The organism is Methylobacterium phyllostachyos (assembly GCF_900103445.1).
Lineage (GTDB): Bacteria > Pseudomonadota > Alphaproteobacteria > Rhizobiales > Beijerinckiaceae > Methylobacterium > Methylobacterium phyllostachyos.
The window spans coordinates 281545-307602 of record NZ_FNHS01000004.1; the positions used below are offsets into that span (position 1 = coordinate 281545).

A 26058-nucleotide genomic window follows, 5' to 3' on the forward strand; every position below is an offset into this window, starting at 1 on the left:
CCGAAGGTCGGTTTCGCGCGGCTTTCCAAAGCGTCTTCGAATCCGAATAGCCCGGCGCGGGTATTCACGCGCCGGACGATTCGTGCCGGGATCACGATCCAGCTGCTATTGCTGACGGCCTTGTCCGTGATGGCGGCATTTCATTGCCGGCTTACATGGGCGGGGTGAGGCCATCCTTGCCGACGGCGACCCGACGGGCCGTGAGGCGGCCGTCGTCCTCACGAGCGACGACCACGAACGCCTTGGCGCCGGGCGTGAGGGCCGCAGCATCGGCCGGCGCAAAGCTGACGATGGGAGCCTGCGGCGGCACTAGGACCTGAATGGATTGGCCCTGGCCGTAATCCACCGTCAGCGTCCGCTGGGCTCCTCCGCCGCTCGCCGTCACGGTGCCGTTGGTCATCGCGCTCTTCACCCGGGGTGCGTCGGGCGCGGTCGAGCGGGTGTCGGCCGTCACGGTGCCGTTGGTCATCGCGCTCTTAACCCGCGCGCCGCCGGTCGTGCGATCCGGGATCATGTCCCAATCGTAATGCCCCTCGCCGGTGCCGCGCATCGCCTCGGGAAAGAGGACCACCTCGAGCGCCACCGGGGGCTCACCCTTGGTGGCGGTTCCGATGAAAACGCCGTCCTTGATCTGGTCGAGCGAGGCCGGGACGACCCACGCCACTTTGGTGTCGGGCGGCAGCGTCACGGTTTCGGTCTTGCCATCCAGGGTCTTCAGCGTGAAGCCGCCATGCTCAACCGCCGCGATCGTACCCCGCAGGCGCTCCACCTTCGAGGCCGCCTGCGCGCCCGTGGTGATGACCAGAAGACTTATCACGGCGAGCGTTGTGGACTTTACCATGTGGGGACCTCTTCCTTGCCGCCGGAATCGTTGCGACCGGCGTGACGTGTGGCAGCGTGCGGTTCAATCAGCCCCGGGGGGCCTGTGGCACACACACGCGGATATCGCGCCCACGCCCAGCTCGGTTACAGGTCCTGGTCCCGTACCATCTGGCTCAAGTATGGTGCGGCAGCCGCCTCGACGGCCCGGTACCGGACCACGACGTCGGCGCCAAAATTTGAAAGGCGCGTCCCGCCTCCGGCCCGCCCGCCGCTCTGCGCCTCGACCACCGGTCGCCCGAACCCGGTGTTCATCGCCTTGATCAGCATCCAAGCCCGTCGATACGACATGCCCAGCGCGCGGCCAGCGCCCGCACTCGAACCGTGCTCGGCGATCATCTCCAAAAGCCGTACTTTGCCGGGACCGAGCCGATGCCCGGGCCCCAGATCGATGCGGTTGCTCAACCGCGGCGCCGGCCCCTCGACCGGCACGCGCGCCGAGGCATGATCGGCTGCGGCGCTCAGGCGGGCAGCACCAGAAGGGCGAGACCCGCCATGGCGACGCTGGCCCCGAGAGCCGGCGCGGCCCGCGTGGTGCCCAGACGGGCACCCGCGATTCCAAGGCCGATCCCGGCCGCGTGGAGGAGCGCGGTCGCCGCCAGGAAGCCGAAGCCGAACGAGAGGCCCGAGGCGGTCTCGGGCATCTCGGCCCCGTGCGCGTAGCCGTGAAACACCGCGAAGACCCCAACCAGGGCGGCGAGCAGCGCCACCGGCGCCCGCAGGCCGACCATGGCGGCGAGGCCGAAGACCACGATCGAGAGCGCGATCCCAGTCTCGGCATAGGGCAGCGCGATGCTGGCCATGCCGAGCCCTGCCCCCGCGCTCATCAGCACCAGGAAGGACAAGGGTAGCGCCCAGAGGGCCCGGCCACCTCGGAGTGCGGCGAGCAGGCCGACCGCGACCATTGCCAGCACGTGATCGGTGCCCAGCAGCGGATGCAGGAACCCAGCCCCCATACCGGTGGCGGCACCGTGGCCCGGATGCGCGAGTGCCGCCTGCGGCAGCAGCGCGAACGCGGCCGGGAGGGCAGCGGCAAGAGATGCGGAGACATGGCGCTTCATAAGGGGGTCCTTCGCTGACCTCAGGAGATGTAGCGCCCATCCGCGGCCGCTGCGAGGCCCCGGACCATGTCTTATGGGCCCGTCCTATAAGGTCATGGCGTCGTGGACGTCGCCCGGTTCGAAGGATTCCACGAAGGCAGCTCCTAACCCATGGGTGAAATGACGCACCACGCGAGCCAACTTCCGGCCGACCTGGATCGTCGCGCCAAGCTCCAGCGTCCGGTCGATGAGCAGTGCCACGCCAGACGCCGAGATATTGAGCACGTGCCCCGAAACGGCATGCCCATCCTCCAGCGTCACCGTGACGACCTTCTGCTTCGGGACGATACGGCGATCGACCCTGATCGGCTCCACGGATAAATCCTGAGCGCGGGACAGCGCCATGAAGTGGCGCGCCAAGCTGGCGAGCGCCGGCCCGTCGCCCCGGACGGAGACGACGAATTCCTGGCCCACCGCACGGTCGATCCGCGCGTGCAAGAGGCCGATATGGCGGATGCTACAGGTGAGATCCTCGCCCGGGATCAGGAGCGACGACGAGCGAAAGCGGACCCCCTCGGCCGAGATGTCCGTGGTGATCGCGTAGAAATCCCTACGGCGTGCGGTCCAGCATAGGGCAGGCAGGATGATGCGATGCCGCGGGCCATGCATGTCCTTCATCGACACATGTGTGACATGGCGACGTTATGCGCTGAAATCGCCTGCCGATAAATTGAGGCTTTTGCTAAAAATTAGCTTATCCTCAGCGCTATTTGCTTACGCACTCACGCATATATACGGCGAAATAGATAAAGATATCTGGATTTTTTCTTTACCTGAAGAGTGCGTTTGGTGGCTCTTGATACGCCGCTGCCGCCACCAAAACTGTTTGAATATAAGATGCAGCTTGACCGCCTGGCATGGATGCTGCCTTGGGATTGTGCATGCCAAGGGGGTGCGCGACACTCTGCGCCGCCTCTGGATCGGCTCCGGCCGATCGCATCCCGCCACCCGCGCCAGAGTCCGGACCGATTTCATGTTGCGTCTCGCCGCCTGCCTCCTCGCCGGGATGGCCCTTGCCGGGCCCGCCAGCGCGCAAACCCTGCGCTACGGCATGATGGAGGATCCGGACGCCCTCGACCCGACGCTGGCCCGCACCTTCGCGAGCCGGATGGTGTTCGCCGCCCTTTGCGACAAGCTGGTCGATATCGGGCCCGACCTGAAGCCAGTGCCGCAGCTCGCCACCTCCTGGGAGCTGTCGCCCGACGAGAAGGCGCTGACCATGCACCTGCGCCCGGGCGTGCTGTTCCACGACGGCGAGAAGCTCGACGCCGCGGCGGCGAAGTTCTCGATCGAGCGCCATATGAAGATGCCGGGCTCGCAGCGCCGCTCTGAGATCGCGCCGATCGACTCCGTGGACGTGGTCGACGACCTCACCTTCCGCATCAACCTGAAGCAGCCGTTCGCGCCGCTGCTCGCGCAGTTCACCGACCGGGCCGGCATGATGGTCTCGCCTAAGGCGGCCGAGCGGCTGGGCGACAAGTTCGCGTCGGCGCCCGTTTGCGCCGGGCCGTACAAGTTCGTCGAGCGCGTGCCGCAGGACCGGATCGTGGTCGAGCGCTTCCCCGACTACTGGAACAAGGACGCGATCCACATCCAGCGCATCGAGTTCCGGCCGATCCCCGACGCCACCGTGCGGCTCACCAACCTGCGGGCCGGGCAACTCGACCTGCTGGAGCGCCTCGCCCCCACCGACGTGGCGCAGGTGAAGCGCGACGCCAAGCTGAAGCTCGACTCGACCTATGAGCTCGGCTTCCAGGAAATCCTGTTCAACCCCCACAAGGCCGACTCGCCGGTCTCCGATCCGAAGGTGCGTGCCGCCTTCGAGGCCGCCATCGACCGCAACGCCATCAATCAGGTCGTCTACAACGGCGAGTTCCTGGCCGGGAACCAATGGGTCAACCCAAAGAACCCGAACTACGTGGCGGAGTACCCGATCCCGAAGCGGGACGTGGCCAAGGCCAAGGCCCTGCTGGCCGAGGCCGGCAAACCGAACCCGCAGATCACGCTCACCGTCTACGCCAACAGCGAGTCGCCGCAGGTCGGTCAGGTAATCCAGGCGATGACCAAGGAGGCCGGGTTCGACGTGAAGATCCAGGCCGTGGACTTCACAACGGCACTCGATGCCGCCGACAAGGGCAATTACGAAGCACAGCTCTATTCCTGGAGCGGCCGCTCGGACCCGGATGGCAACACGTTCAGCTTCCTCTACTGCAAGGCGGCGCTGAACTATCCGAAATACTGCAACCCCGAGGCCGACGCGGCGCTTCAGGCCGAGCGCGGCACCGTCGATCCGGCCAAGCGTAAGGCCGCTTGGAAGGCGCTCGCCGATCAGGTGCTCAAGGACCGGCCGGGCATCTACATCCTGCACCGCAAGCTGCTCTGGGCATACAGCCAGAAGATCACCGGCTTCGTGCCCTATCCGGACGGGCTCGTGCGCTTCACCGGGCTGAAGCTCAACTGATGCTGCGGTTCCTGGCGCGACGCCTCGCCCTGGCGGTCCCGACGCTGATCCTCGCCTCGATGATCATCTTCGCCCTGCAGCAATTGCTGCCGGGCGACGTCGCCACCGCGCTCACCGGCGAGGAGCGCGACCCGCAGGTGATCGCCTTCATCCGCGAGAAGTACCACCTCGATGAGCCGCTGCCGGTGCGCTACGCCTATTGGGCGGGCGGGGTGCTGCGGGGCGATCTCGGCGAGTCGATCCGGCTGCAGAAGCCGGTCTCCGAACTGATCGTCGAGAAGCTGCCGGTAACGCTCGAACTCGCCTGCCTCGCCATGCTGGTGGCACTCGCCATCGGCGTGCCGATGGGCGTGCTCTCGGCGGTCAAGCGCGGCCAGGCCGCCGACACGATCGCCAACGGGGTGGCCCTCTGGGGCCTGTCGGTGCCGAATTTCTGGCTCGGCATCCTGCTGATCCTGCTCTTCTCGGTGGAACTCGGCTGGCTGCCGGCCTCGGGCTACGTCTCGCCGTTCGAGAGCCTGTCGGAAAACCTCGCCGCCATGGTGATGCCGGCCTTCGTGCTCGGAAACGCCATCGCGGCGGTGATGATGCGCCACACCCGCGCGGCGATGCTGGGCGTGCTCGGCTCCGACTATGTCCGCACGGCCCGCGCCAAGGGCGTCTCGCCGCTGCGGGTGACCCTGCGCCACGCCCTGCCCAACGCCGCGATCCCGATCATCACCCTGGGGGCGCTGGAATTTGGGCAGCTCCTGTCGGGGGCCGTGCTCACCGAGCAGGTGTTTTCGGTGCCGGGCTTCGGCAAGCTGATGGTCGATGCCGTGTTCAACCGGGACTTCGCCACCGTGCAGGGCGTCGTGATCTGCACGGCCGCCACCTACATCGCCCTGAACCTCGCCGCAGACTTGCTCTCGGCGGTCGTGAACCCGAAGCTGAGGCGGGCATGAGGGAATTCTTCAAGCGCGACGTCCTCCCTCCCCCCTCTGTGGGCTACCAAATGCACATGTCTCCAGCGGACATCGACGCTGGTGGCAGAGCACGACAGGCCCCCTCTCCCGAGCGGGAGAGGGTTGGGGTGAGGGACGAGAAGGCGCAGGATAGGGCGCGTCATCAACGCGCCGACAGGGCGCGCCTCGTTCTGAAAGTTCGCATCCCTCACCCTGTCCCTCTCCCGCACGGGAGAGGGGACCCGCGCTTGATCCTGCGGCCACGTTGGAGCGCACGATGTGTGAATCCGGTAGCCTCTGCCGGGGAGGGAGAGCGCGCGGTGCCGTCGTCGCTGCCAACCCTGTGAGGCTCCGATGAGCACCGGCACCCCCATCGCCGAAGCCACCGGCCTCGCCGCCCCCGCTGGAACCCCGCCCCTCATCCAGGGACCCGGCACCTTCACCGCCTTCTGGCGGCGCCTGCGAGCGCGCAAGAGCGCGGTGGCGGGCCTCGTCATCGTCGGCCTGCTGATCCTGATGGCTGTCTTCGCCCCCTGGATCGCGCCCTACGATCCCACCGCCACCGATTGGGCCAACGTCCGCGGGCACCCAAGCCTCGCGCACCCGTTCGGCGGCGACGAGGTCGGGCGCGATGTGCTTTCACGCATCATCTTCGGTGCCCGGGCCTCGCTCGGCGCCGGCCTGGTCTCGGTGGCGCTCGCCGTCTCCCTCGGCCTGCCGTTGGGCTTGCTCGCCGGCTACGCGGGCGGCTGGATCGACGGGGCGATCTCCCGGCTCACCGACGCGTTGCTGGCGATCCCCTTCCTGATCCTGGCGATCGCGCTCGCCGCCTTCCTCGGCCCGAGCCTCGTCAACGCGATGATCGCCATCGGCCTCTCGGCGACCTCGACCTTCATCCGGTTGACCCGAGCGCAGGTCCGCGCCGTGGCGGCGGAGGAGTTCGTTGAGGCGGCCCGCGCCATGGGCAACCCGCCCTGGCGGATCGCCCGGGTCCACATCCTGCCCAACATCGTCCCGGCGATCCTCGTCCAGGCGACGCTCACCATCGCGGCCGCGATCATCGCGGAGGCGAGCCTGTCGTTCCTCGGCCTCGGCCAGCAGCCGCCCGAGCCGTCTTGGGGCGCGATGCTCAACACCGCCAAGAACTTCATGGACCAGGCCCCCTGGATGGCGATCTGGCCGGGCCTGTCGATCTTCCTGGCCGTGCTCGCCTTCAACCTGTTCGGCGACGGCCTGCGGGACGCCCTCGACCCGAGGCAGCGCACATGACCAAGCCCCTCCTCGACGTGCGCGACCTCGCTGTCGCGTTCGACACCGACGGCGGCGCGGTCCACGCGGTCAACAGCGTCTCCTACACCCTGCACGAGGGCGAGACGCTGGGGATCGTCGGCGAGTCGGGCTCCGGCAAGAGCGTGCATGTGCTCGCCATGCTGGGCCTGATCCCGCGCCCGCCCGGCCGCATCACCGGCGGCCAGGTGCTGTTCGAGGGCCGCGACCTGCTCGCCCTGAAGGAGCGCGAACTCCGAAAGATCCGCGGCGGTGCGATCGGCTTCGTGTTCCAGGACCCGATGAGCTCGCTCAACCCCGGCATGAGTGTGGCGGCGCAGATCATCGAGCCCCTGCGCATCCATCTCGGCCTCGACGCCCGCGCGGCCCGCGCCCGGGCGAGAGAACTGCTCGACCTCGTCCGCATTCCGAACGCCGCCGCGCGCCTCGACCAGTACCCGCACGAATTCTCCGGCGGCCAGCGCCAGCGGGTGATGATCGCCATCGGGTTGAGCTGCCGCCCGAAGCTGCTGATCGCCGACGAGGCGACCACGGCCCTCGACGTGACGGTGCAGGCCGAGATCGTCGCCCTGGTGCAGGAGTTGAAGCGCGAACTCGGCATGGCGATCATCTGGATCACCCACGATCTCGGCGTGGTGGCCGGCATCAGCGACACCGTGCAGGTGATGTATGCCGGCCGGATCCTGGAGCGCGGCCCGGTCGACGACATCTTTTCGGATCCGCGCAACGCTTACACGCTCGGGCTGCTGCGCTCCCTGCCGGACCTCTCCGGCGGTCGCGCCGGGCGCCGCCGCCTTCACCAGATCGAGGGCGCCCCACCGGATATGCGCCACCCGCCGCCGGGCGATCCGTTTGCGCCGCGCAACGCCTTCGCGACGCCCCGCTGCCGGGCCGAGATGCCGCCCCTGGCCCAAGCCCCGGGGGCCGCCCCCGGCCACCTCGTCGCCGCCTGGTACGACTTGCCAAAACTTCTGGCCGCGGAGGCCGCACGATGAGCGTGCAGGATTATCCGATCGTCTCGGTGCGCGACCTGTCCAAGCACTATCCCCTGCGCTCGTGGTGGGGCGGCAAGGCGTCGGTGTTCCGCGCCGTCGAGGGCGTGAGCTTCGACATCCGCCCCGGCGAGACCCTGGGCCTCGTGGGCGAATCCGGCTCCGGCAAGTCGACCATCGGCCGCGCCGTGACCATGCTCAACCCGCCGACCTCGGGCACGATCGCGTTCGAGGGCACCGACCTCGCCAAGCTCTCGGCGGGCGCCATGCGTAAGATGCGGGCGCGGATCCAGACCGTGTTCCAGGATCCCTACGCGGCCCTCAACCCGCGGATGAGCGCGGGCGACTACGTCGCGGAGGCGTTCAAGCTGCATCGGCGTGACATGCGCGGCCCGGAGCGGCGGGAGGCCGTCGCGGCCATGTTCGAGCGGGTCGGGCTCGATCCGCGCTTCATGGGCCGCTACCCGCACCAATTCTCGGGCGGCCAGCGGCAGCGCATCTGCATCGCCCGGGCGATCGCCCTGAAACCCAGTTTCATCGTCGCCGACGAGCCGATCGCGGCGCTCGACGTCTCGATCCAGGCCCAGGTGGTGAACCTGCTCCAGGACCTGCAGGACGAGATGGGCCTGTCCTACCTGTTCATCTCCCACGACCTGCGGATGGTGCGCTACCTCTGCCACCGAGTGGCGGTGCTCTGGCGCGGACGCATCGTCGAGTTGGCCGAGGCGGATGCCCTCTACGAGGATCCGCGCCATCCCTACACCCGCCGCCTGCTTGCGGCCGTGCCGGTGCCACACCCGGCCGAGGAGCGGGCCCGCCTCGCCGCCCGGGATCTCGCCGGCCACAATGAGCCGCCGGACGGGCCGCTCACCGAGGTGGCGCCGGGGCATTGGGTGGCGCTGCCGACAGGGCAGCACGCGTGACGGCCTTACACGGCCTCTCCCTTTCTCTACCTCATCCTGAGGCGCGAGCGCAGCGAGCCTCGAAGGAGGACTCCAGCCGGCCGCGCGATCCCTGGTGGGCTCCTTCGAGGCCTCCGCTGCGCTCCGGCACCTCAGGATGAGGACGCGTTTTGGATCAGGCCGCCGCTAAACCACTCCGTACAGCAGGACATCCCGTGAGAGACTTCTCCGCCCCCGGCCGCTCCCCGGTCTACGCCGCCAACGCCGCCGTCGCGACTTCGCACCCGCTCTCGACGCTGGCCGCCATCGAGGTGCTGCGCTCCGGCGGTAACGCCGTCGATGCCGGCATCGCGGCGGTGGCGGTGCAATGCGTGGTCGATCCGCTGATGACCGGGATCGGCGGCGACTGCTTCGCGCTCTACGCCCCCGCGGGCGCGACCAAGCCCATCGCCCTCGACGGGTCGGGCCGGGCTCCGGCCGCCGCGACGCCCGAGTGGTACGCCGAGCATAACGTTACGATCACTCCGACCTCGCCGCACGCCGTGACAGTGCCTGGTGCCGTGGCGGCTTGGGACCTGCTGGTGCGCGAGCACGGCACCCGGTCCCTCGGCGAGCTGCTCCAGCCGGCGATCCGCTATGCGGAGGACGGGTTTGTCGTCCAGCAGCGGGTGGGCTGGGACTGGCTGCGCGGCGCCGAGCGCGTCGCCGCCGACTCCCACGCTGCCGAGACCTATCTGCCCGGCGGACAGGTGCCGACGATCGGCAGCATCGTCCGCCTGCCGAAGTTGGCGGCGACGCTCCGGGCGATCGCCGAGGCGGGCGCGCGCGCCTTCTACGAGGGCCCCATCGCTGAGGACATGGTAAGCCGGCTGAACGCCCTTGGCGGTTTGCACACCTTGGATGATTTCGCCGCCGCCCGGCCCGACATCGTCACGCCGGTCTCGACCCGCTACCGCGGATACGACGTCTACGAGTGCCCGCCCGCCGGCCAGGGTCTGGCCGCGCTGATGATGCTCAACGTGCTCTCGCATTATGACGTTGGTGCCCTCTCGGAGCTCGACCGGCTCCATCTCTTCGCCGAGGTGTGCAAGCAGGGCTACCACCACCGGGACGTTCTGTTCGGCGACGCGGCCCTCGCCAACGTGCCGATCGAGCACCTGCTCTCCGACGCCTGGAAGGCCGCCGCCCACGGGGCGATCGACATGGGCCGCGCCCGCGAGCCGCAGATCTATCCCGAGATTGCACAGGAGATTGCCGAGGGCCGCGCCCACAAGGACACGGTCTATCTCTGCGTGGTCGACCGGGATGGCAACGCGCTGTCGCTGATCAACTCGATCTTCCAGGGCTTTGGCTCCGGCATCCTGGCGCCCGAGAGCGGCGTGCTGCTGCACAACCGCGGCCTGTCGTTCCGCACGGAGGGCGGCCATCCGAACAGCGTCGGGCCGGGCAAGCGGCCGATGCACACGATCATCCCCGGCATGCTGATGAAGGACGGGCAGGCGGTGGCGCCGTTCGGCGTGATGGGCGGCCATTACCAGGCCATGGGCCATGTCGAGCTGCTCTCCGGTCTCCTCGACCGGGGGCTCGACGTGCAGGCGGCCCTCGATGCCCCGCGCAGCTTCGCCTATGGCGGGACCCTGGAGGTCGAGGGCGGGATTTCCGACGCCGTGATGGCGGGGCTGATCGAGCGCGGCCACCCGGCGATCCGCGCGCCCCTGCCGCTCGGCGGCGGGCAGGTCATCTGGATCGACCGCAAGGCCGGCACGCTGGCGGCCGGCTCGGACCCGCGCAAGGATGGGGCGGCGCTGGGGTATTGAGAGGCGGATGAGGGCTGGGCCCTGCCCGCCCTCATACTCTGGTTCCCGCAACGGTGGGCTTTCGTCAGCACCACCGTCTTTCCGAGCGGAGCGAAGCAATCTGGATAGCGCTACGCCGATCGACGGCGCGCTACCCTGGGTCACTTCGCTGCGCTCGTGATGACGGCGGGCAGCCCCGCCGCCGGCTCAGTCGATATCCTCGACCGCCTCGCCGCCGCCGTAGACCCGCTGGGCCAACGAGGCTTCCATGAACGGGTCGAGGTCGCCGTCGAGCACCTCGTCGGGATCGGTGGACTGCGTGCCGGTGCGCAGATCCTTCACCAGCTGGTACGGCTGGAGCACGTAGGACCGGATCTGGTGGCCCCAGCCGATATCCGTCTTGGAAGCGGCCTCGGCGTTGGCCTTCTCCTCGCGCTTCTTCAGCTCGGCCTCGTAGAGCCGCGCGCGCAGCATGTTCCAGGCGGTCGCCCGGTTCTTGTGCTGCGAGCGCTCCTGCTGGCACGCCACCACGATCCCGGTGGGGTTGTGGGTGATGCGCACCGCCGAGTCGGTGGTGTTGACGTGCTGGCCGCCGGCGCCAGACGAGCGATACGTGTCGATCCGGCAGTCGGATTCCTTGATCTCGATCTCGATCCGGTCGTCGATCACCGGGTAGACCCAGACGCTGGCGAAGCTGGTGTGCCGCCGGGCGCTGGAATCGTAGGGCGAGATCCGCACCAGACGGTGAACGCCGGACTCGGTCTTGAGCCAACCATAGGCGTTGTGGCCCTTGATCAGGAGCGTGGCGCCCTTGATCCCGGCCTCTTCGCCGTCGGTCATCTCGACGACCTCGACCTTGTATTTCCGGCGCTCGGCCCAGCGGGCATACATGCGCTGGAGCATGTTGGCCCAGTCCTGGCTCTCGGTGCCGCCGGCCCCGGCATGGACTTCGAGATAGGTGTCGAACCCGTCGGCCTCGCCGGACAGCAGGGTCTCGACCTGCCGGCTCGCGGCCTCCTTCTCGACGGCCAGGATCGCGGCCTCGCCCTCGCGGATCGAGGATTCGTCGCCCTCCATCTCGCCGAGTTCGATCAGCGTGGCGCCGTCCTCAAGGTCGCGCTCCAGCTTCTTGATCGCCGTGACGGCCTCGTCGAGCTGCTGGCGCTCGCGCATGACCTTCTGTGCGGCCTCGGCATCGTTCCAGAGGTCGGGGTTCTCGGAAGCCGCGTTCAGCTCCGCGAGGCGTTTATCGACTGTGTCCCAGTCAAAGATGCCTCCTCAGCAGCCCTATAGACTGCTTGGCGGCATCCGAGGCTTGCTCGATCTCGGCGCGCATCTGGTTTTTCGGGAATGGGGTGCGGGAAAAGGGTTCGGTGTCGGGCCGGGGTGATACCCCCCGGGGGCCGGCCTGTAAACGCCGCCCCGCTGCCGCGGCCCCCACGCATGCGGCGCCCGACCGCAGGGAGGCGCGCGAGCCGGTCCGCGCCGGGCGCGTTGTCGGGCACCAACCGCACGGACACGAAGGAGACGCGCAGATGGCGGATGACGATCACGCGGCGACGTGGAAGGACTTTAACGAGGCCGTCAACATGACGCCGGCCGCGCTGAAGAAGCACCTCGACAGCGACGCCAGCCAGGAGGTCGGCCAGAAGAAGGACGGCGATGAATCAACCGGCCACGAGATGGGCCGGCGCATCCTGGCCATCAAGGACAAGAAAAAGGCGGATCTCACCGACGACGACTATGCCGCCATGCGCAAGGTCGTAGGCTACGTCCACCGCCATCTGAAGCAGGGCGGCGCGGCTCGGAAGGATCCAGATTCGGCTTGGCGGATGTCGCTGATGAACTGGGGCCACGATCCGCAGAAGGATTGAAAGCCTATCCGACCAGAACGCGCGGTCGTCTGCTGCACCGACGGCTGCACCGTCTTTGCGAGCATACGCGACGCAATCCAGGCAGCACTCCATCGGCCGAGGTCGCGCTGCCCTAGGCCGCTTCGCTGCGCTCGCGATGACGGCGCGCGTTGGTTGCCAACGCGCGCAACACCTTGAAAGGGCTGGGTCGGGGCCTTTTCGGGTCTGGGGCGTACCCTCGAGTGCCCCCGAATGACCGGCTCAGTAGCGTGGCGGCACGATGTAGGACGGGGCGATCACGTATTCCTTCGGCCGCTTGCGCGCGCCGAACCGGCCTTCCGTGATCTGGTCGTTATAGTAGTCGAACCCGGTATAGCCGAAACCGCCGCCGTTCATCACCTCGGCGACCGGCACCGCCGGCTGAGCGAGATCGGGCCGGCCCGGCGGCACGATGACATGGCAGCAGCCTTCGGTTCTCAAGACCGTCGGGCCGTTCGGCCCCGCGAACACGTAGGACGGCCCGTGATACGGCGCTGGTGCGTAGGCGCCGTCGGAAGCCAAGGCGCCCTGCCCCGCCACGAGAGCGAGAAGTCCGGCGGCGATCAAGGTCTTGGTGCTCACGCGATGCTCCGTCACGGGCCAGCTGGGCCGGCAGCTCACGAACAGTCTAGCTGATCGCGGCCGGATTGTCCGGCCCCTTCGGCCAGACCGGTTATCGAAACTTCGGCTGGATCAGCCCCGGGCGCGCAGGACCACCTGCGGGCTCGCCGGAACCGGCTTGCAGTCTGAGATGAAGGCGTTGACCGGCAACGGCTTCGAGTCGCACGCATAGACATCCGTCGGACCCGGCGCCGGGATCGGATCGCGGGCGATGATTGGGTTCGGAGCGCAGGCCGAGGCCGCGGCGGCGAGCAGCAGGGCGGCAATCAGGTGCAGGCGGCGCATGCTTCTCTCGGGACGCGGGTAGACCCCTCCCCCAACCCTGGCCATCCGAGCCCGCCCTGACAAGCGCCCGAGCGGGACAAGAACGCCTTTGGCAGAACCTGTCGCCCCGCGGCAACAATTTCAGGGCGCGCCATCAGGCTCGTGGCGTGAGAACCACCGCGTGCCAACGTCGGATAACAGACTTGCGCCGGGTCACAGAATAGATTCAAAGCTGCTTGGCATAGACCGCCACATCGAAAAGATTTTCGGGCCGCTATCGACGAAACGACATAGCAACAACCAACACAACTCAGGATTAAATTCAGCGCTTTGCGCTTTCTTAACCATCTGATCCTAGAAGCTTGCCGTGTCCTGACGCATACATGCCTGGAACAACTGCCATGAGAGCATCGCTCGCGTCCCTGGTGAGAGACGAGACTACATCTTCGGCGGTGCGCGGTGCCAACGCGAGGTGTGGTGCCCCGGGCACGCCGAAAACAGATTTCCCCGGCGAAATCGCCGCCGCAGCCGCCGTGCAGGTTTTCGCGGAAGGTTTGGCGGAGATGTGGGCGACGCGGCCTGCAACCGGCGGCGCCGATAGCCGTGCTCTGCTCGCCTCGATCACCAACCGGGCGGACATCCTTGCCTTGCGGGCGATCGTCAAGGCGGGGCAGCCGGGTGCGGCCGGCGGTTTCACACACGCCGCGGTTTCGATCCGGGATCTCGCGGCGCGCAGGATCCGCGCTGCGGACGCGCTCACGCGGCGATTTGCGCGCCTGGGCGCCTCACAGGGCTGAGGCGGCCGGCACGCTTCGAAGGTCGGCGGCGCATCTTCGCGACCGAAGCGGCCCGGGCAATTCCGGACCGCCTTGTCCTGTCGGAAGCGCGTGCTACCCGACCCGGGCCATCGGCACGACGTTGTGCAGGGTCTTGTCGGTGCCGTCGAAGAACCGGCGGACGTTGCGAGCGGCCTGTCGGATGCGCTGCTCGTTCTCGACGAGGGCGATGCGCACGTATTCGTCGCCGAACTCCCCGAAGCCGATGCCGGGCGCCACCGCCACGTCGGATTTTTCCAGCAGCAGCTTCGAGAATTCCAGGCTGCCCATCTCCCGGTAGCGCTCCGGGATCGGCACCCAGGCGAACATCGAGGCCGCGGGCGACGGGATGGTCCAGCCGGCCTTGCCGAAGGATTCCACCAGCGCGTCGCGCCGCTTCCGGTAGATGCTGCGCATCTCGTGGATGCAATCGTCCGGGCCGTTGAGCGCCGCGGTGGCGGCGACCTGGATCGGCGTGAAGGCACCGTAATCGAGGTAGGACTTCACCCGGGTGAGCGCCGCGAGCAGACGCTCGTTGCCCACGGCGAAGCCCATGCGCCAGCCGGCCATCGAGTAGGTCTTCGACAGGGAGGTGAACTCGACCGTGCAGTCGATCGCGCCGGGCACCTGCAGCACGGAGGGCGGCGGGTTGTCGTCGAAATAGACCTCCGCGTAAGCGAGGTCCGACAGCAGGATCAGCTCGTGCTGCTTCGCGAAGGCCACGAGGTCCTTGTAGAAATCGAGGCTCGCCACGTAGGCGGTGGGGTTCGACGGGTAGCAGACCACCAGCGCCACGGGCTTCGGGATGGAGTGGCGCATGGCGCGTTCCAGCGCCGGGAACATCGCCGGGGTCGGCTCGGCCGGCACGGAGCGGATCACGCCGCCCGCCATCAGGAAGCCGAAGGCGTGGATCGGGTAGCTTGGATTCGGCACTAGCACGACATCGCCCGGGGCGGTGATCGCCTGGGCCATGTTGGCGAAGCCCTCCTTGGAACCCAGCGTCGCCACGACCTGCGTGTCGGGGTTCAGGCTCACGCCGAAACGGCGCTGATAATAGCCGGCCTGGGCCTTGCGCAGCCCGGCGATGCCCTTGGAGGCCGAATAGCGGTCGGTGCGCGGGCGCCCGGCGGTCTCGCACAGCTTGGCGATGACGTGCTTCGGGGCGTCGAGATCCGGGTTGCCCATGCCGAGATCGATGATGTCGGCGCCCTGCGCCCGGGCGGCGGCCTTGATCCGGTTGACCTGCTCGAAGACGTAGGGCGGCAAACGCTTGATGCGGTGAAAGTCGGTCATGGGCCTGTCCATCGGCGCGTTCCGGAGCTGGCGTCTCTCATCTGTGCCGGTCGCGCGAACCACTGACTGTAGCAGACTCGCGCGCCGTCGCCGACCCACAAAACCGTGGCTATTGCGGTGGGGCCGGCGCCGGCTTGATCGTGGCCGCCGCGCCCTGGCCGGCGCTCGCGGCGGCACGGCCGCGGGCCTCGTTGCGGCCGCGGGCGCTCTCCAGCTCCGCCTCCAGCTCCTTTTGCCCGGTGACGGTTTTCGCGCGGACCGTGCGCTTCGGCGCATCGACGCCCACCGGCATGTAATCCGGCGCCGCCTTGCTGCGGGATTCGGCCACGAAATCGGGCGCTGCGACGACGCGCGGACCGTAGCCCGCGTCGGAGGCGAGCGAGCGCACGACATCGCTTGAGCAGGCGGCCAGCGATCCGGCGAGGACGACGAGAATCGCCGCGCGGGTGAGGCCAGGGAGCCGGCTCGCGCGTTGAACGCAGACGACAGGGATCAAATCGGATCGATCCATAGTCACATGTCCATGAGAAGACGGGCGGGCATGAGAAGATCGGCCGGATGTTTCGGTCGCGTTCGGGAGCGCTCTGGCGAAAACTCTGGCTCGCTCCTTATTTTGTCGGAAACGAGGCCCCCGCCCGGGTCGACGGACCAACTCACAGGGAGGCACGCTTGACCAGCCCTCAGGCGCCGGACCGGACCACCCCTTCGAACCCGGTCTCCAACGGCGCGATGCCGGCTGGGATCAGTCCGCCGTTGCCGGACTTCGAGGCGCTGACGCGCAACGCCGGGCACTTCATGGAGGCGATGGGCCGCAATGTCGGCCGGCTGCTCCAGCCCGAAGCCCAGGCCGGCACCCCCGGCAGCGAGATGAACGAAGCCGCCAAGGTCCTCCAGCAGGTGGCCGAGGCGTGGCTGTCTGATCCGAACAAGAGCGCCGAGGCGCAGGCCCGCCTGTCCCAGGCCTTCCTGTCGCTGTGGGGCTCGACCTACCTGCGCCTGCAGGGCCAGCCGGCTGAACCAGTGGCGCAGCCCGAGCCGCGGGACGCGCGCTTCGCGCATGCCGAGTGGTCGACGAACCCGTATTTCGATTTCCTCAAGCAGGCCTACCTGCTCGCCACCCGCTGGGCCGAGGGGCTGGTCGACGAGGCCGAGGGGCTCGATGCACATACGCGCCACAAGGCGCAATTCTACCTGCGCCAGTTCACCAGCATGCTCTCGCCGTCCAACTTCCTGCCGACCAATCCGGAGCTGATCCGCCATACGCTCCAGGAGAACGGTGCCAATCTCGTCCGCGGCCTGAAGATGTACGAGGAGGATCTCGAGGCCGGCGGTGGGCAGCTCCGTGTGCGCCAGACCGATCCGAGGGGATTCGAGGTCGGCCGCAACATGGCGGTGACCCCCGGTGAGGTCGTGTTCCGCAACGACCTGATCGAGCTGATCCAGTACGCACCGACCACCGAGACTGTGCTGCGCCGCCCCTTCCTGATGGTGCCGCCCTGGATCAACAAGTTCTACATCCTCGATCTCAATCCCCAGAAGAGCTTCTTCAAGTGGATGGTCGATCAGGGCCTGACGGTGTTCTGCATCTCCTGGGTCAACCCGGATGCCCGCCACGCCGACAAGGACTTCGAGTCCTACATGCGCGAGGGGATCGAGGCGGCCATCGACGCGATCGGCGTCGCCACCGGCGAGAGCGAGGTGACGGCGGCCGGCTACTGCGTCGGCGGCACGCTGCTCGCTGTGACATTGGCCATGCAGGCCGCCACCGGCAACCGCCGGATCAAGAGCGCCACGCTGCTCACCACCCAGGTCGATTTTACCCATGCGGGCGACCTGAAGGTCTTCGCCGATGAGGAGCAGATCCGTCAGGTCGAGACGCGCATGGCCGAGCAGGGTTACCTGGACGGGTCCCGGATGGCCAACGCCTTCAACATGCTCCGGCCGAACGACCTGATCTGGCCCTACGTCGTCAACAACTACATCAAGGGCAAGGCGCCGACGGCCTTCGACCTGCTGTACTGGAATTCAGACGCCACCCGGATGCCGGCTGCGAATCATTCCTTCTATCTGCGCAACTGCTACCTCAACAACACGCTGGCGCAGGGCCGGATGGTGCTGGGCAATGTCCGGCTCGATCTGAAGAAGGTGCAGATCCCGATCTTCAATCTCGCCACCCGCGAGGACCACATTGCCCCGGCGCTCTCGGTGTTTGAAGGCTCGAAGGCCTTCGGCGGCAAGGTCGATTTCGTACTGGCGGGCTCGGGCCACATCGCGGGCGTGATCAACCCGCCGTCGAAGCCGAAATACGGCTACTGGACGGGCGGCCCGGTGAAGGGGACGCTCGAATCCTGGATCGCGGCGGCCGTGGAAACCAAGGGCTCGTGGTGGCCCTACTGGTTCCAGTGGATCGAGGCGCAGGCCCCCGAGCGGGTTCCGGCGCGGAAGCCCGGCGGCGACGCGCTGCAACCTCTGGGGCCGGCACCCGGGACCTATGTGCGGATGCGCGCCTGAGGGACATCCGCTCTGAGGCCGGCTCGTGATCGGCCGGGGCGGTCACCCCGACTTCACGAGCGGAGCGTAGCGCCCCAGGGGCCCGCGACACTGACTGGTGTGGCGAGCCCCTGGATTGCTGCGCTGCGCCCGCAAGGACGTCTGCAGCGGAGCGTTCAACCCGAACAGGCTGTCAGTACTTCCGCACCAGCGGCGCAGGCGCGGCGACCGGCGGGGCGCCGAACACGTAGCGGAAGCCGACCGAGACGATGTCGGCACTCGAATCGACCACACCCGCGAAGGCGATGTTGCTGACGTTGTAGTCACGCCCGATGCCGGACAGGATCCGCGAGCGGTTCAGGAAAAAATGCGAGTAGGCGGCATTCAGCGTCAACTGCTGGCTCCAGCGGTAGCTGGCGCCGACCGAGACGTCGTAACGGTTGCCGTCCGGCAGGCGCGCCGAACGGTTGGAGAAGTCGATCGGCGAGGTCTCGTAGGCGAAGCCCGTGCGCAGGGTCAGGTTCGGTGACGCGTCGTACTCGGCGCCGATCGAGTAGGTATACCCGTCCTTGTAGTTCAGCGGCAGGGAGTTCACCGGCAGCCCGAGCGTCTTCGACACGATGCCGATATTGCCGAGCCTGGACCAGTTGTCCCACTCGAAGCCGAGATCCACCCGGGCGACCGGCGAGATCGCCTGGGTCAGGCCGACGCTCAGCTTGTCGGGCGTGTTGAGCTTCGAGCGGACCTGCCCGGCCAACGGCGCCAGGGCGACCAGCGGCACGCCGATCGAGCCGTCAATGTCGTGATGCACGGAGGAGCGATAGCCGATGCCCAGCACGGTCCCGTCACGGGGCGTCAGCGTGGCGCCCGCCGTGAAGCCCGCGCCCCAGGACTCGCCCTTGAGGAAGGAGCTTGGATAAACGGTCGGCTGGATGCCCGGGAGCGGCAAAGCCTGCCGTAGGGTCAGGCGGAAATACTCGATATTCGGGCCGGCAGCGACCGAGAGCCACTCGTTGACCTTGAAACCGATCACCGGGTTGATCGCCAAGGAGAAGATCCGGGACGAGCGCGCATAGACCTCGCCGGACCAGACTTGCCGCGGCTTGGTTACCAAGCCGAAGGGCGCACCGGTCGAAAGGCCCAGCCAGAGCCTGTCGTTGAGTTGGTAAGAGGTCGCTCCCGCCGGCACCACGGCACCCTGGCCGATATCGCCGGAGCCGCCGAGGCGGGCGAAGCCCGGGTTGGTGCCGAGATCAGGCCGGATCTCGGAGGACAGGCCGACGAAGGTGAAGTTCTGCTCGGCGACGAAGCCGGGGTTCATGGTGATCGTCGCGGGATTCCAGAAGATCGACGACACGCCGCCCGAGCCTGCCGCAGCGCCCGCGAAGGCCAGCCCCTGAGCCTGCGTGCTCTGCTCTCGAATGCCGAACGCGCCAGCCTGCGCCGCGCTAGCACCAAGGACCATCGCTGTCGCCGCGAGCATCGCCGCGCGCACCGCCCCGCCCATCATGTTTCCCCCCAAGCTCTTCAGCTTTGCCGGACGCCACCGCTTATTCGCGAGCCGTTATGCAGCGCCGTTTCGAGCATGGTGCAGCTTTTAAGCGCTCGATCGCAAGGGTAATCGACATTCAGAACAGAAAGATCAGATGCAGTAAAATATGCGGCCTGCGCGTCTGTGCATATTCCTTATTTTAAGGAAACTCGCTTTCGACAGTCTCGACGTCGGGCCGCAGCAAAATCATCCCCTTGAGAATAATAGATCTTACTGCTGGCGAATGTGCACTTTTCCGCCATAGTGTTGCTTCGCCGCGACACCAAATCCCCTCGGCCATGCCCGGCGGCCCTCCTTGCGCCGGGATCGGCACCCAGCCATGGTCCTCGCGGCCGGCAGAGACCGGTTCCAGAGTGGAATTCAGGAGCGCGGCGATGAAGCTCTTCCGACACGGCTCGAGCGGTGACGAGAAGCCCGGCCTCGTGGACGCGAGCGGAGGCCTGCGCGATCTCTCTGGCATCGTCCGCGATATCGCCGGGCCGGCTCTGGCGCCCGATTCGCTGGCGCGGCTGCGGATGCTGGATCCCGAGACCCTGCCGAAGCTGCCGCCGGACGTGCGGCTCGGCCCCTGCGTCGGCGGCACCCGCAACGTGGTGGCGATCGGCCTGAACTTCGCCGACCATGCCGCCGAGACCGGCTCGCCGATCCCCGCGGAACCGATCATCTTCAACAAGGCGCCGTCCAGCCTGTGCGGGCCGAACGACGCGGTGATCCTTCCCAAGGGCTCGTCCTGCACGGATTGGGAGGTGGAACTCGCCGTGGTGATCGGTCGGCGCGCCAGCTACGTCCACGCCAACGAGGCGCTGGACTACGTGGCGGGTGCCTGCATCTGCAACGACGTCTCGGAGCGGGACTGGCAGATGAACCGGGGCCCGACCTGGACCAAGGGCAAGAGCGCACCGACCTTCGGGCCGCTGGGCCCGTGGCTGGTGACGCTGGACGAGATCCCCGACCTCAAGAATCTCGCCATGAGCCTCGACGTCAACGGCGAGCGCCGGCAGACTGGTTCCACCGCCACGATGATCTTCGACGTACCCCAGCTCGTAGCCTACACATCGCACTTCATGCTGCTGGAGCCCGGCGATGTGATCACCACCGGTACGCCGCCCGGCGTCGGGCTCGGCATGAAGCCGCCGCGCTACCTCAAGGCCGGCGACGAGATGGTGCTGCGGATCGAGCGCCTGGGCGAGCAACGGCAGAAGGTGATCGCCTTCGACGACTGGACCGCCAAGGTCTCGGCGGGCGAGCCGACCGACTGAGCGGGGTGCCCCGGCCTGACCGGGGCGCCGCGGCTCGGATGCGATCAGGGACCGTTCCGCCACCGGAATCCACATCAATACAGATCAGATGCGCCCTAAAACAATTCTGGCCAACAATGATTGCTAGACTACGCGTTACAGCCGGAGATGCCTGCCGTATCGAGTAAAAGACTTGAAATTAGTGATTCGTTAGAAGTCTGGCAGACACAATCCGGAGATCTGATTTCGGACCTGCCATGAACGCCGTATCTGCTCTCGTCGCGCCGCAGAGTGCATCGGGTACCGAGCCGCCGACCCTGGAATCAATCGAGCGGCTGACCACGGCGGTCCAGCAGATTGCCCAGGAGAAAACCGGCGGCATCCGCAAGATCATCGCACAGACCAAGATCCTTGCGCTCAACGCGCTGATCGAGGCGGCACGGGCGGGCGAACAGGGGCGCGGATTCGCCGTCGTGGCCCAGGAAGTCCGCGCGGTCGGGGACGCGGTTGAGGCGATGGCCCGGGATCTCGAAGACCATCTGTCCGGTCGGATCACCGAGTTGCAGGGCGCCGTTGCGGCGATGGCGGCCCGGGTCCAAGGCGAACGCCTGATCGACCTCGCCCTCAACGCCGTCGAATTGATCGATCGCAACCTCTACGAACGGACCTGCGACGTGCGATGGTGGGCGACTGACGCGGCCGTCGTGGCCTGCGCGCGGGAACGCGGTCTGGCCGCGTCCGCCTTCGCCGGGGATCGCCTCGGCGTCATCCTTTCGGCCTACACGGTCTACCTCGACATCTGGCTCTGCGGTCGCGACGGCGCGATCCTGGCGACAGGCCGGGGGGACCGCTATCCCGGGCTCACCCAACACAGTGTGGCGGGCGAGGCGTGGTTCCAGAAGGCTCTCGCCCTGCGGAGCGGCGACGCCTTCGTCTCTGCGGACGTGCGACGGGAGCCGGCGCTCGGCGGGGCGCAGGTCGCCACCTACGCGACGGGCGTGCACGCAGACGGGCAGGCCGACGGCGCGCCGATCGGCGTGCTGGCCATCCATTTCGACTGGGAACCGCAGGCCCATGCCATCGTCACTGGGATCCGGATCGCACCAGAGGACCGCGCCCGGACGCGCGTGCTCCTCGTCGATGCGGATGGCCGTGTCCTCGCGGCCTCGGACGGGGCCGGGCGGCTCACCGAGCGGGTGGTGTGCCAGCTGAATGGCCGGACGAGCGGCGTCGAACGCGATCCGGCGACCGGCGCCGTCATGGCGTTCCACCGGACGCCGGGCTACGAGACCTATCGCGGTCTCGGCTGGTATGGGCTGATCATTCAGAGCGAACGCTGAAGCGGTGCCCGTCAGGGTGGCTTGATTTCTGGCCACCGATCCGGCTGAAACAACCCATGAGCGCGAGTCATCCCGTTTCCCCGCACGCCGAGCCCGGCACTGTCCGTCACGATTGGACCGTGGCGGAGATCCAGGCGATCCACGACATGCCGCTGCTCGATCTCGTGCATCGGGCCGCCACCGTGCATCGGACGTATAACGACCCGGCCGATGTCCAGCGGGCGAGCCTGCTGTCGATCAAGACCGGCGGCTGCCCGGAGGATTGCGGCTACTGCTCGCAATCGGCCCATCACAAGGAGACCGGCCTCGCGCGCCAGCGCCTGATGCCGGTGGAGACCGTGCTGGCCGAAGCGGCCGCCGCGAAGGCCTCGGGCGCGACCCGGTTCTGCATGGGGGCCGCATGGCGCAGCCCGAAGGACGGGCCGGACTTCGACGCCGTGCTCGCCATGGTGCGCGGCGTGCGCGGTCTCGGCATGGAGGCCTGCGTCACGCTCGGCATGCTGACGGCGAGCCAAGCCGAGCGCCTCGCGGAGGCCGGCCTCACGGCCTACAATCACAACCTCGATACCGGACCGGATTACTACGACAAGATCGTCTCGACCCGGACCTACGAGGATCGGCTCGCCACGCTGGAACGGGTGCGCACCGCGGGGATCGGCGTGTGCTGCGGCGGCATCATCGGCCTGGGCGAAGCGGCGAGCGACCGCGTGGCGATGCTGCAGGTGCTGGCCAACCACGCGCCGCACCCGGAGAGCGTACCGATCAATGCGCTGGCGGCGGTCGCCGGCACGCCGCTGGGTGACGCCGCGAAGCCGATCGACCCCTTCGACATGGTGCGCATGTGCGCGACCGCCCGCATCGTGATGCCCAGAGCCCGGGTCCGGCTCAGCGCGGGCCGAAGGGCCCTCAGCCGGGAAGCCCAGGCCCTGTGCTTCCTGGCGGGGGCGAACTCGATCTTCTATGGCGAGGTACTGCTCACGACCGCCAACGCCGAAGCTGATGCCGATGCGGCCCTTCTGGCCGATCTCGGCATCCGCGTCGCCGAGCCGATCCTGGCCGCGGCCGAGTAGGGCGTTCAGCCCTCGGCCAACACGATCCGGAAGCGCGCGCCGCCTTCGCCTTCATCGAGGGTCAGGGTGCCGCCGTTGATCCCGATCAGCTCGGCGGCGATCGGCAGGCCGAGCCCTGTCCCGCCGGAGCGCATCGAGCCCGCGAACGGCGCGAACAGGTTCTCCCGGGCGCGCGCCGACAGGCCGGGACCGTTATCGTCAACCAGGATCGTCACGCGGCCCGACTCCGCGCGGGTGGCCGCCACCTGGACGGCGGCATTCGTGACCCCGGCGGCTTCCAGAGCCTGCACGGCGTTCCGCACGAGATTGGCGAGTGCCCTCCCGAGTTGCTCCGGGTCGGCCTGGACGGCGATGTCGGCCGCCGCCACCTGTACGGCTACGGGGTGGGCCGAAAGGGCGGCAAGGTCCGGAAGCTCTGCGAAGATGGGTGCCAGCGGCGTGCGGGCGAGCCGCGGCGCCCGCTCGTTGACCCGGCCGTAGGCGAGGGTCGCCTCGCAGAAGCGGATCGCCCGGGCGAGCGTCCCCACGAGGCGGGGGGCGACCCGCTGCACCGTGGGGTCGTCGGTCCCCTCCAGGCGGTCGCCCAGGAGCTGCGCACCGGTGAGCAGGTTGCGCAATTCGTGACTGATCTTGCTGACGGCGAGCCCCAGCTCGGCCAGCCGACGCTTCTGGCGGAGCTGGTCGGCGAGGCTGCGCTGCATCCGCCCCAGCGCCAGCTCGGCCTGGCCGATCTCGTCGCTGCGGCGGGACGGTGCGATGATCCGGCCGGCATCCTCCGGGTCGTCCGCGAAGGCCGTGATACTGGTCACCAGCCGCCGCACCGGCCTCACGATCAGAACCTGCAGCACAACGAAGACGAGGCCCGCCGCCGAGGCAGCGATGATCAACGAGGAAACAAGCAGCCTCAGAGCGTAATCGACCATGGCGGCCCGGAGCGGCGCCTCGTCGAGCAGGATCTCGACCCGGTCGAAGCCGATCCCCCCTTCCCCGAGCACGCGGATCGGCTCCTGCGTCGGGGCCACCAGGGTGCGCCACGCCCCGCGGATCGCCGAAAAAGCCGTGACATCGCGCAAGTCGACGGTGTCGGCGACACTGTCCGGCACCGGCTCGATGGCGAGCAGGCGCTGCGTGCCGCCGCCGCGCACCGCGATGGCCCGGGCGTTGACCCCGGCCAGCAGCCGGCTCTCAAGCGCCTCCGAAACCGGCTCGCTCGTCCGGCCGTCGAGGACCAGTGCGGCGACCTGCGCGGCTGCGAGCCGGTCGGACATCCATTCGATCCGGTAATTGGCCACCGCCGGCACGTAGGTCAGCACTTCGGCCACCGCCACGAACGCGACGGTGACGAGGAACAGCCGGCCGGACAGGCCGAGCCGCGTCCTGCGGCGCTCAGGACCCTCGCGGGTCGGCGCGGACGGGCCCGCGACCGCAGCGTCGGACTCAACAGACATACCGGTCACGCTCCGCGCGGGCATCGCGGATCAGGATCGGCGGAGGGAAGATCGAGACTGCTTGAGCCGGTGCCGGCCTTCGCGGGAGACATAATCGCAAGCCATAGAGTCACAGGCGGGAATACAGGCTCTCGGCGGGAAGCACTATACGATATTCACCTGTAAGCGGTTGCATGTGCTTCCCGAGACGGGAAAACACGCGCGGCGTCGGATTACGGAGCTGTGGTGCGCCGCGCCCGCCGGCTCAGGAACATGCTGACGAGGGCGAACAGGGCCAGCATCGCGAGCCCCAGCACCATCCGGGGTGTCACGAGATCCCGCAGATCCAGGCCGCCGTTGCAGCCGCCGCCCTGCCCCGCCAGGCAGGCCTGCCGGATAGCCTCCCGGGCGGCGATGACATCCTCGATGCCGGCTCCCGTGGTGGCGTACACGAAGGCACCCGGCAGCAGTCCCAGGAAGGTCGCCAGCACGAAGACCCGCATCTTCACGCCGAATGCCGCGGGCGCGAGATTGGTCACCCAGAAGGGGAACAGCGGTAGGAGCCGCAACACCACGATGTATCCGAAGGCGTCTCGCCGGAAGCCCTCGGCGAGGGTCGCGAGGCGCGTCCCACCCATACGCCGGAGCAAGTCGGCACCAGGGCCGCGGCCGATCGCGAACACGATCGCCGCCCCCGTGGTGGCCGCACAGACCGCCGTGAGCGCTCCCGGCCCGATACCGAACAGGAAGCCGCAGATCATCGTCAGGATCAGCGTAGCCGGCACCGACACCACCACTGCCCCGACATAGAGGCAGTAGGCCGACACCAGTGCGCGGGCATAATCCGCCTCCACGAAGCCGCGCAACCACGCCCGGGAGGCGAGGAGTCGGTCCAGGCTCAGGATCTGCGCCACCCCCGAGACGAGCACGATGGCCGAGATCCCGAGCAGCAGCACGAGCGGCAGCCAGCGCCGCACGCGCTTCCAGCGACCGCGGGCGACGGGTATGGCCTCGCTCACCCGGGCTTGCGCATCCGCAGGATCTTGAAGAACCCGCCCGGGAAGGTCGGCCTCAGGCCGACCACCTCGACGCCGTTGCGCCGGGCCCAGGCCTCGATCCGCGTCGCCTTGAAGTCGGATGACCAGCCGATCTTGGTGCAGAGCGGCGCCACGATCTCCTCGACCCGGGCGACCGGGCCCTCGCTCTGGCCGAAATGGTTGGCCAGCACGATGCCGCCGCCCGGCCGCACCACCCGGAGGAACTCCGACATCGCGGCCTCGGGGTCCGGCACCAGGGTGATCAGGAACTGGGCCACCACGGCGTCGAAGCTCGCATCGGCGTAGCCTAAGTGGCAGACATCCATGACCTGGAGGCCCTTCACGTGCGACAGGTTCCGGCGGCGGACCTTGGCGCGGGCGCGCTTGAGCATATCCTCCGAGAGGTCGACGCCGCAGACGAAGCTCGCCTTGGGGTAGTAGCCCAGCGCCAACCCGGTGCCGACGCCGGCCTCCAGGATCCGCGGCCCATGCTCGGCGGCCGCCTCGACGGCGGCGCGGGCGGCCGGCTCGGTGAGCTTGTCGTAGACCACGTCGTAGACAGGAGCCCAGCGGGCATAGGCCTTGCGCATCAGGGCCGTGCTCGGCCCGGCCGTCTGCGGCTCGCTCAGCATCGTTCAGGGTATCCAGAGAGGGGAGA

25 protein-coding genes are annotated in these 26058 nt (G+C 68.1%); 12 read left to right on the forward strand and 13 right to left on the reverse strand.

Going from position 1 to position 26058, the window contains the following annotated elements:
- Positions 1-151: 151 nt before the first annotated feature.
- The 4 genes from BLQ49_RS08430 to BLQ49_RS08445 form a co-directional block, all read right to left on the reverse strand.
- Entirely contained in the window at positions 152-841 is a 690-nt protein-coding gene (locus BLQ49_RS08430) for a metal ABC transporter permease (RefSeq protein WP_091714951.1), read from the reverse strand.
- A gap of 125 nt (positions 842-966) precedes the next feature.
- Positions 967-1284: a winged helix-turn-helix domain-containing protein gene (locus BLQ49_RS08435; protein WP_342028161.1), complete on the reverse strand. Its 318-nt coding sequence runs from the start codon at positions 1282-1284 to the stop codon at positions 967-969.
- Between the two features lie 56 nt (positions 1285-1340).
- Positions 1341-1940 carry a HupE/UreJ family protein gene (locus tag BLQ49_RS08440; RefSeq protein WP_091714953.1) on the reverse strand — a complete coding sequence of 200 codons (600 nt, stop codon included), beginning with the start codon at positions 1938-1940 and terminating at the stop codon, positions 1341-1343.
- Between the two features lie 84 nt (positions 1941-2024).
- The gene (locus BLQ49_RS08445; protein WP_244507506.1) at positions 2025-2597 is read right to left on the reverse strand and encodes a PilZ domain-containing protein; all 573 of its coding nucleotides are present in this window, start codon (positions 2595-2597) and stop codon (positions 2025-2027) included.
- Positions 2598-2952: 355 nt separating this feature from the next.
- Between BLQ49_RS08445 and BLQ49_RS08450 the strand changes: the two genes are divergently transcribed.
- The 6 genes from BLQ49_RS08450 (at position 2953) to ggt (ending at position 10382) form a co-directional block, all read left to right on the forward strand.
- Complete coding sequence (locus BLQ49_RS08450; protein ID WP_091715150.1) at positions 2953-4440, forward strand: ABC transporter substrate-binding protein; 1488 nt, start codon at positions 2953-2955, stop codon at positions 4438-4440.
- Entirely contained in the window at positions 4440-5384 is a 945-nt protein-coding gene (locus BLQ49_RS08455) for an ABC transporter permease (protein ID WP_091714955.1), read from the forward strand. The genes BLQ49_RS08450 and BLQ49_RS08455 overlap by 1 nt, the downstream gene beginning before the upstream one ends.
- 354 nt (positions 5385-5738) lie before the next feature.
- Entirely contained in the window at positions 5739-6653 is a 915-nt protein-coding gene (locus BLQ49_RS08460) for an ABC transporter permease (protein WP_091714957.1), read from the forward strand.
- Positions 6650-7666: an ABC transporter ATP-binding protein gene (locus BLQ49_RS08465; protein ID WP_091714959.1), complete on the forward strand. Its 1017-nt coding sequence runs from the start codon at positions 6650-6652 to the stop codon at positions 7664-7666. The genes BLQ49_RS08460 and BLQ49_RS08465 overlap by 4 nt, the downstream gene beginning before the upstream one ends.
- The gene (locus tag BLQ49_RS08470) at positions 7663-8586 is read left to right on the forward strand and encodes an ABC transporter ATP-binding protein (RefSeq protein WP_091714961.1); all 924 of its coding nucleotides are present in this window, start codon (positions 7663-7665) and stop codon (positions 8584-8586) included. Before BLQ49_RS08465 ends, BLQ49_RS08470 begins: the two co-directional genes overlap by 4 nt.
- 194 nt (positions 8587-8780) lie before the next feature.
- Entirely contained in the window at positions 8781-10382 is a 1602-nt protein-coding gene (gene ggt / locus BLQ49_RS08475; protein WP_091714962.1) for a gamma-glutamyltransferase, read from the forward strand.
- A gap of 186 nt (positions 10383-10568) precedes the next feature.
- Here the strand turns inward: ggt and prfB are convergent.
- Positions 10569-11697, reverse strand: a protein-coding gene (gene prfB / locus BLQ49_RS08480; protein WP_100794053.1) for a peptide chain release factor 2 whose coding sequence is annotated in 2 segments (ribosomal slippage) — positions 10569-11627 and positions 11629-11697 — 1128 coding nt in all. Because the reading frame shifts where the segments join, the coding sequence is not laid out codon by codon here.
- 199 nt (positions 11698-11896) lie between these two features.
- On the opposite strand from prfB, the gene BLQ49_RS08485 reads away from it, so the two are divergent.
- Positions 11897-12235 (forward strand): DUF3140 domain-containing protein, encoded by a 339-nt coding sequence (locus BLQ49_RS08485; protein WP_091714964.1) that lies wholly within the window; start codon positions 11897-11899, stop codon positions 12233-12235.
- Positions 12236-12475: 240 nt separating this feature from the next.
- Here the strand turns inward: BLQ49_RS08485 and BLQ49_RS08490 are convergent, their stop codons facing one another.
- Positions 12476-12835, reverse strand: coding sequence for a hypothetical protein (locus tag BLQ49_RS08490; protein WP_091714966.1), 360 nt, complete (start codon positions 12833-12835; stop codon positions 12476-12478).
- A gap of 111 nt (positions 12836-12946) precedes the next feature.
- On the reverse strand, positions 12947-13159 hold the full coding sequence (locus tag BLQ49_RS08495) for a hypothetical protein (RefSeq protein WP_091714968.1): 213 nt from the start codon (positions 13157-13159) through the stop codon (positions 12947-12949).
- 380 nt (positions 13160-13539) lie between these two features.
- On the opposite strand from BLQ49_RS08495, the gene BLQ49_RS28880 reads away from it, so the two are divergent.
- Positions 13540-13935, forward strand: a complete 396-nt coding sequence (locus BLQ49_RS28880; protein ID WP_143012228.1) for a hypothetical protein — start codon at positions 13540-13542, stop codon at positions 13933-13935.
- 93 nt (positions 13936-14028) lie between these two features.
- On the opposite strand, the gene BLQ49_RS08505 is transcribed toward BLQ49_RS28880, so the two are convergent.
- Both BLQ49_RS08505 and BLQ49_RS08510 read right to left on the reverse strand, forming a co-directional pair.
- The gene (locus BLQ49_RS08505) at positions 14029-15246 is read right to left on the reverse strand and encodes an LL-diaminopimelate aminotransferase (RefSeq protein ID WP_091714976.1); all 1218 of its coding nucleotides are present in this window, start codon (positions 15244-15246) and stop codon (positions 14029-14031) included.
- Between the two features lie 109 nt (positions 15247-15355).
- Positions 15356-15757 (reverse strand): hypothetical protein, encoded by a 402-nt coding sequence (locus BLQ49_RS08510; RefSeq protein ID WP_091714978.1) that lies wholly within the window; start codon positions 15755-15757, stop codon positions 15356-15358.
- A gap of 218 nt (positions 15758-15975) precedes the next feature.
- On the opposite strand from BLQ49_RS08510, the gene BLQ49_RS08515 reads away from it, so the two are divergent.
- Complete coding sequence (locus BLQ49_RS08515) at positions 15976-17757, forward strand: PHA/PHB synthase family protein (protein ID WP_091714979.1); 1782 nt, start codon at positions 15976-15978, stop codon at positions 17755-17757.
- Positions 17758-17929: 172 nt separating this feature from the next.
- On the opposite strand, the gene BLQ49_RS08520 is transcribed toward BLQ49_RS08515, so the two are convergent.
- The gene (locus BLQ49_RS08520; protein WP_167627665.1) at positions 17930-19246 is read right to left on the reverse strand and encodes an OmpP1/FadL family transporter; all 1317 of its coding nucleotides are present in this window, start codon (positions 19244-19246) and stop codon (positions 17930-17932) included.
- 416 nt (positions 19247-19662) lie between these two features.
- Here BLQ49_RS08520 and BLQ49_RS08525 point away from each other — a divergent pair, with 416 nt between their 5' ends.
- The 3 genes from BLQ49_RS08525 (at position 19663) to bioB (ending at position 22936) form a co-directional block, all read left to right on the forward strand.
- On the forward strand, positions 19663-20547 hold the full coding sequence (locus BLQ49_RS08525) for a fumarylacetoacetate hydrolase family protein (RefSeq protein ID WP_091714981.1): 885 nt from the start codon (positions 19663-19665) through the stop codon (positions 20545-20547).
- 236 nt (positions 20548-20783) lie between these two features.
- The gene (locus tag BLQ49_RS08530; RefSeq protein ID WP_091714982.1) at positions 20784-21866 is read left to right on the forward strand and encodes a methyl-accepting chemotaxis protein; all 1083 of its coding nucleotides are present in this window, start codon (positions 20784-20786) and stop codon (positions 21864-21866) included.
- Positions 21867-21922: 56 nt separating this feature from the next.
- The gene (gene bioB / locus BLQ49_RS08535; protein WP_091714984.1) at positions 21923-22936 is read left to right on the forward strand and encodes a biotin synthase BioB; all 1014 of its coding nucleotides are present in this window, start codon (positions 21923-21925) and stop codon (positions 22934-22936) included.
- Positions 22937-22941: 5 nt separating this feature from the next.
- Here the strand turns inward: bioB and BLQ49_RS08540 are convergent, their stop codons facing one another.
- From BLQ49_RS08540 to BLQ49_RS08550, 3 genes are all read right to left on the reverse strand, one after another.
- Positions 22942-24408, reverse strand: coding sequence for a sensor histidine kinase (locus tag BLQ49_RS08540; RefSeq protein ID WP_091714986.1), 1467 nt, complete (start codon positions 24406-24408; stop codon positions 22942-22944).
- 188 nt (positions 24409-24596) lie between these two features.
- Positions 24597-25382 (reverse strand): TVP38/TMEM64 family protein, encoded by a 786-nt coding sequence (locus tag BLQ49_RS08545; protein ID WP_244507507.1) that lies wholly within the window; start codon positions 25380-25382, stop codon positions 24597-24599.
- On the reverse strand, positions 25379-26032 hold the full coding sequence (locus BLQ49_RS08550; protein ID WP_091714987.1) for a class I SAM-dependent methyltransferase: 654 nt from the start codon (positions 26030-26032) through the stop codon (positions 25379-25381). The genes BLQ49_RS08545 and BLQ49_RS08550 overlap by 4 nt, the downstream gene beginning before the upstream one ends.
- Positions 26033-26058: the final 26 nt, after the last annotated feature.

Bases quoted from the DNA above. Each gene is read 5' to 3' on its own strand.
- BLQ49_RS08515 (WP_091714979.1), top strand. From the start codon at position 15,976: ATGCCGGCTGGGATCAGTCCGCCGTTGCCGGACTTCGAGGCGCTGACG.
- BLQ49_RS28880 (WP_143012228.1), top strand. From the start codon at position 13,540: ATGAGAGCATCGCTCGCGTCCCTGGTGAGAGACGAGACTACATCTTCG.
- bioB (WP_091714984.1), top strand. From the start codon at position 21,923: ATGAGCGCGAGTCATCCCGTTTCCCCGCACGCCGAGCCCGGCACTGTC.
- BLQ49_RS08510 (WP_091714978.1), bottom strand. From the start codon at position 15,757: ATGGATCGATCCGATTTGATCCCTGTCGTCTGCGTTCAACGCGCGAGC.
- BLQ49_RS08495 (WP_091714968.1), bottom strand. From the start codon at position 13,159: ATGCGCCGCCTGCACCTGATTGCCGCCCTGCTGCTCGCCGCCGCGGCC.
- BLQ49_RS08440 (WP_091714953.1), bottom strand. From the start codon at position 1,940: ATGAAGCGCCATGTCTCCGCATCTCTTGCCGCTGCCCTCCCGGCCGCG.
- BLQ49_RS08520 (WP_167627665.1), bottom strand. From the start codon at position 19,246: ATGATGGGCGGGGCGGTGCGCGCGGCGATGCTCGCGGCGACAGCGATG.
- BLQ49_RS08540 (WP_091714986.1), bottom strand. From the start codon at position 24,408: ATGCCCGCGCGGAGCGTGACCGGTATGTCTGTTGAGTCCGACGCTGCG.
- BLQ49_RS08445 (WP_244507506.1), bottom strand. From the start codon at position 2,597: ATGAAGGACATGCATGGCCCGCGGCATCGCATCATCCTGCCTGCCCTA.
- BLQ49_RS08505 (WP_091714976.1), bottom strand. From the start codon at position 15,246: ATGACCGACTTTCACCGCATCAAGCGTTTGCCGCCCTACGTCTTCGAG.
- BLQ49_RS08550 (WP_091714987.1), bottom strand. From the start codon at position 26,032: ATGCTGAGCGAGCCGCAGACGGCCGGGCCGAGCACGGCCCTGATGCGC.
- BLQ49_RS08525 (WP_091714981.1), top strand. From the start codon at position 19,663: ATGAAGCTCTTCCGACACGGCTCGAGCGGTGACGAGAAGCCCGGCCTC.
- BLQ49_RS08460 (WP_091714957.1), top strand. From the start codon at position 5,739: ATGAGCACCGGCACCCCCATCGCCGAAGCCACCGGCCTCGCCGCCCCC.
- BLQ49_RS08465 (WP_091714959.1), top strand. From the start codon at position 6,650: ATGACCAAGCCCCTCCTCGACGTGCGCGACCTCGCTGTCGCGTTCGAC.
- BLQ49_RS08430 (WP_091714951.1), bottom strand. From the start codon at position 841: ATGGTAAAGTCCACAACGCTCGCCGTGATAAGTCTTCTGGTCATCACC.
- BLQ49_RS08485 (WP_091714964.1), top strand. From the start codon at position 11,897: ATGGCGGATGACGATCACGCGGCGACGTGGAAGGACTTTAACGAGGCC.
- BLQ49_RS08470 (WP_091714961.1), top strand. From the start codon at position 7,663: ATGAGCGTGCAGGATTATCCGATCGTCTCGGTGCGCGACCTGTCCAAG.
- BLQ49_RS08530 (WP_091714982.1), top strand. From the start codon at position 20,784: ATGAACGCCGTATCTGCTCTCGTCGCGCCGCAGAGTGCATCGGGTACC.
- BLQ49_RS08455 (WP_091714955.1), top strand. From the start codon at position 4,440: ATGCTGCGGTTCCTGGCGCGACGCCTCGCCCTGGCGGTCCCGACGCTG.
- BLQ49_RS08450 (WP_091715150.1), top strand. From the start codon at position 2,953: ATGTTGCGTCTCGCCGCCTGCCTCCTCGCCGGGATGGCCCTTGCCGGG.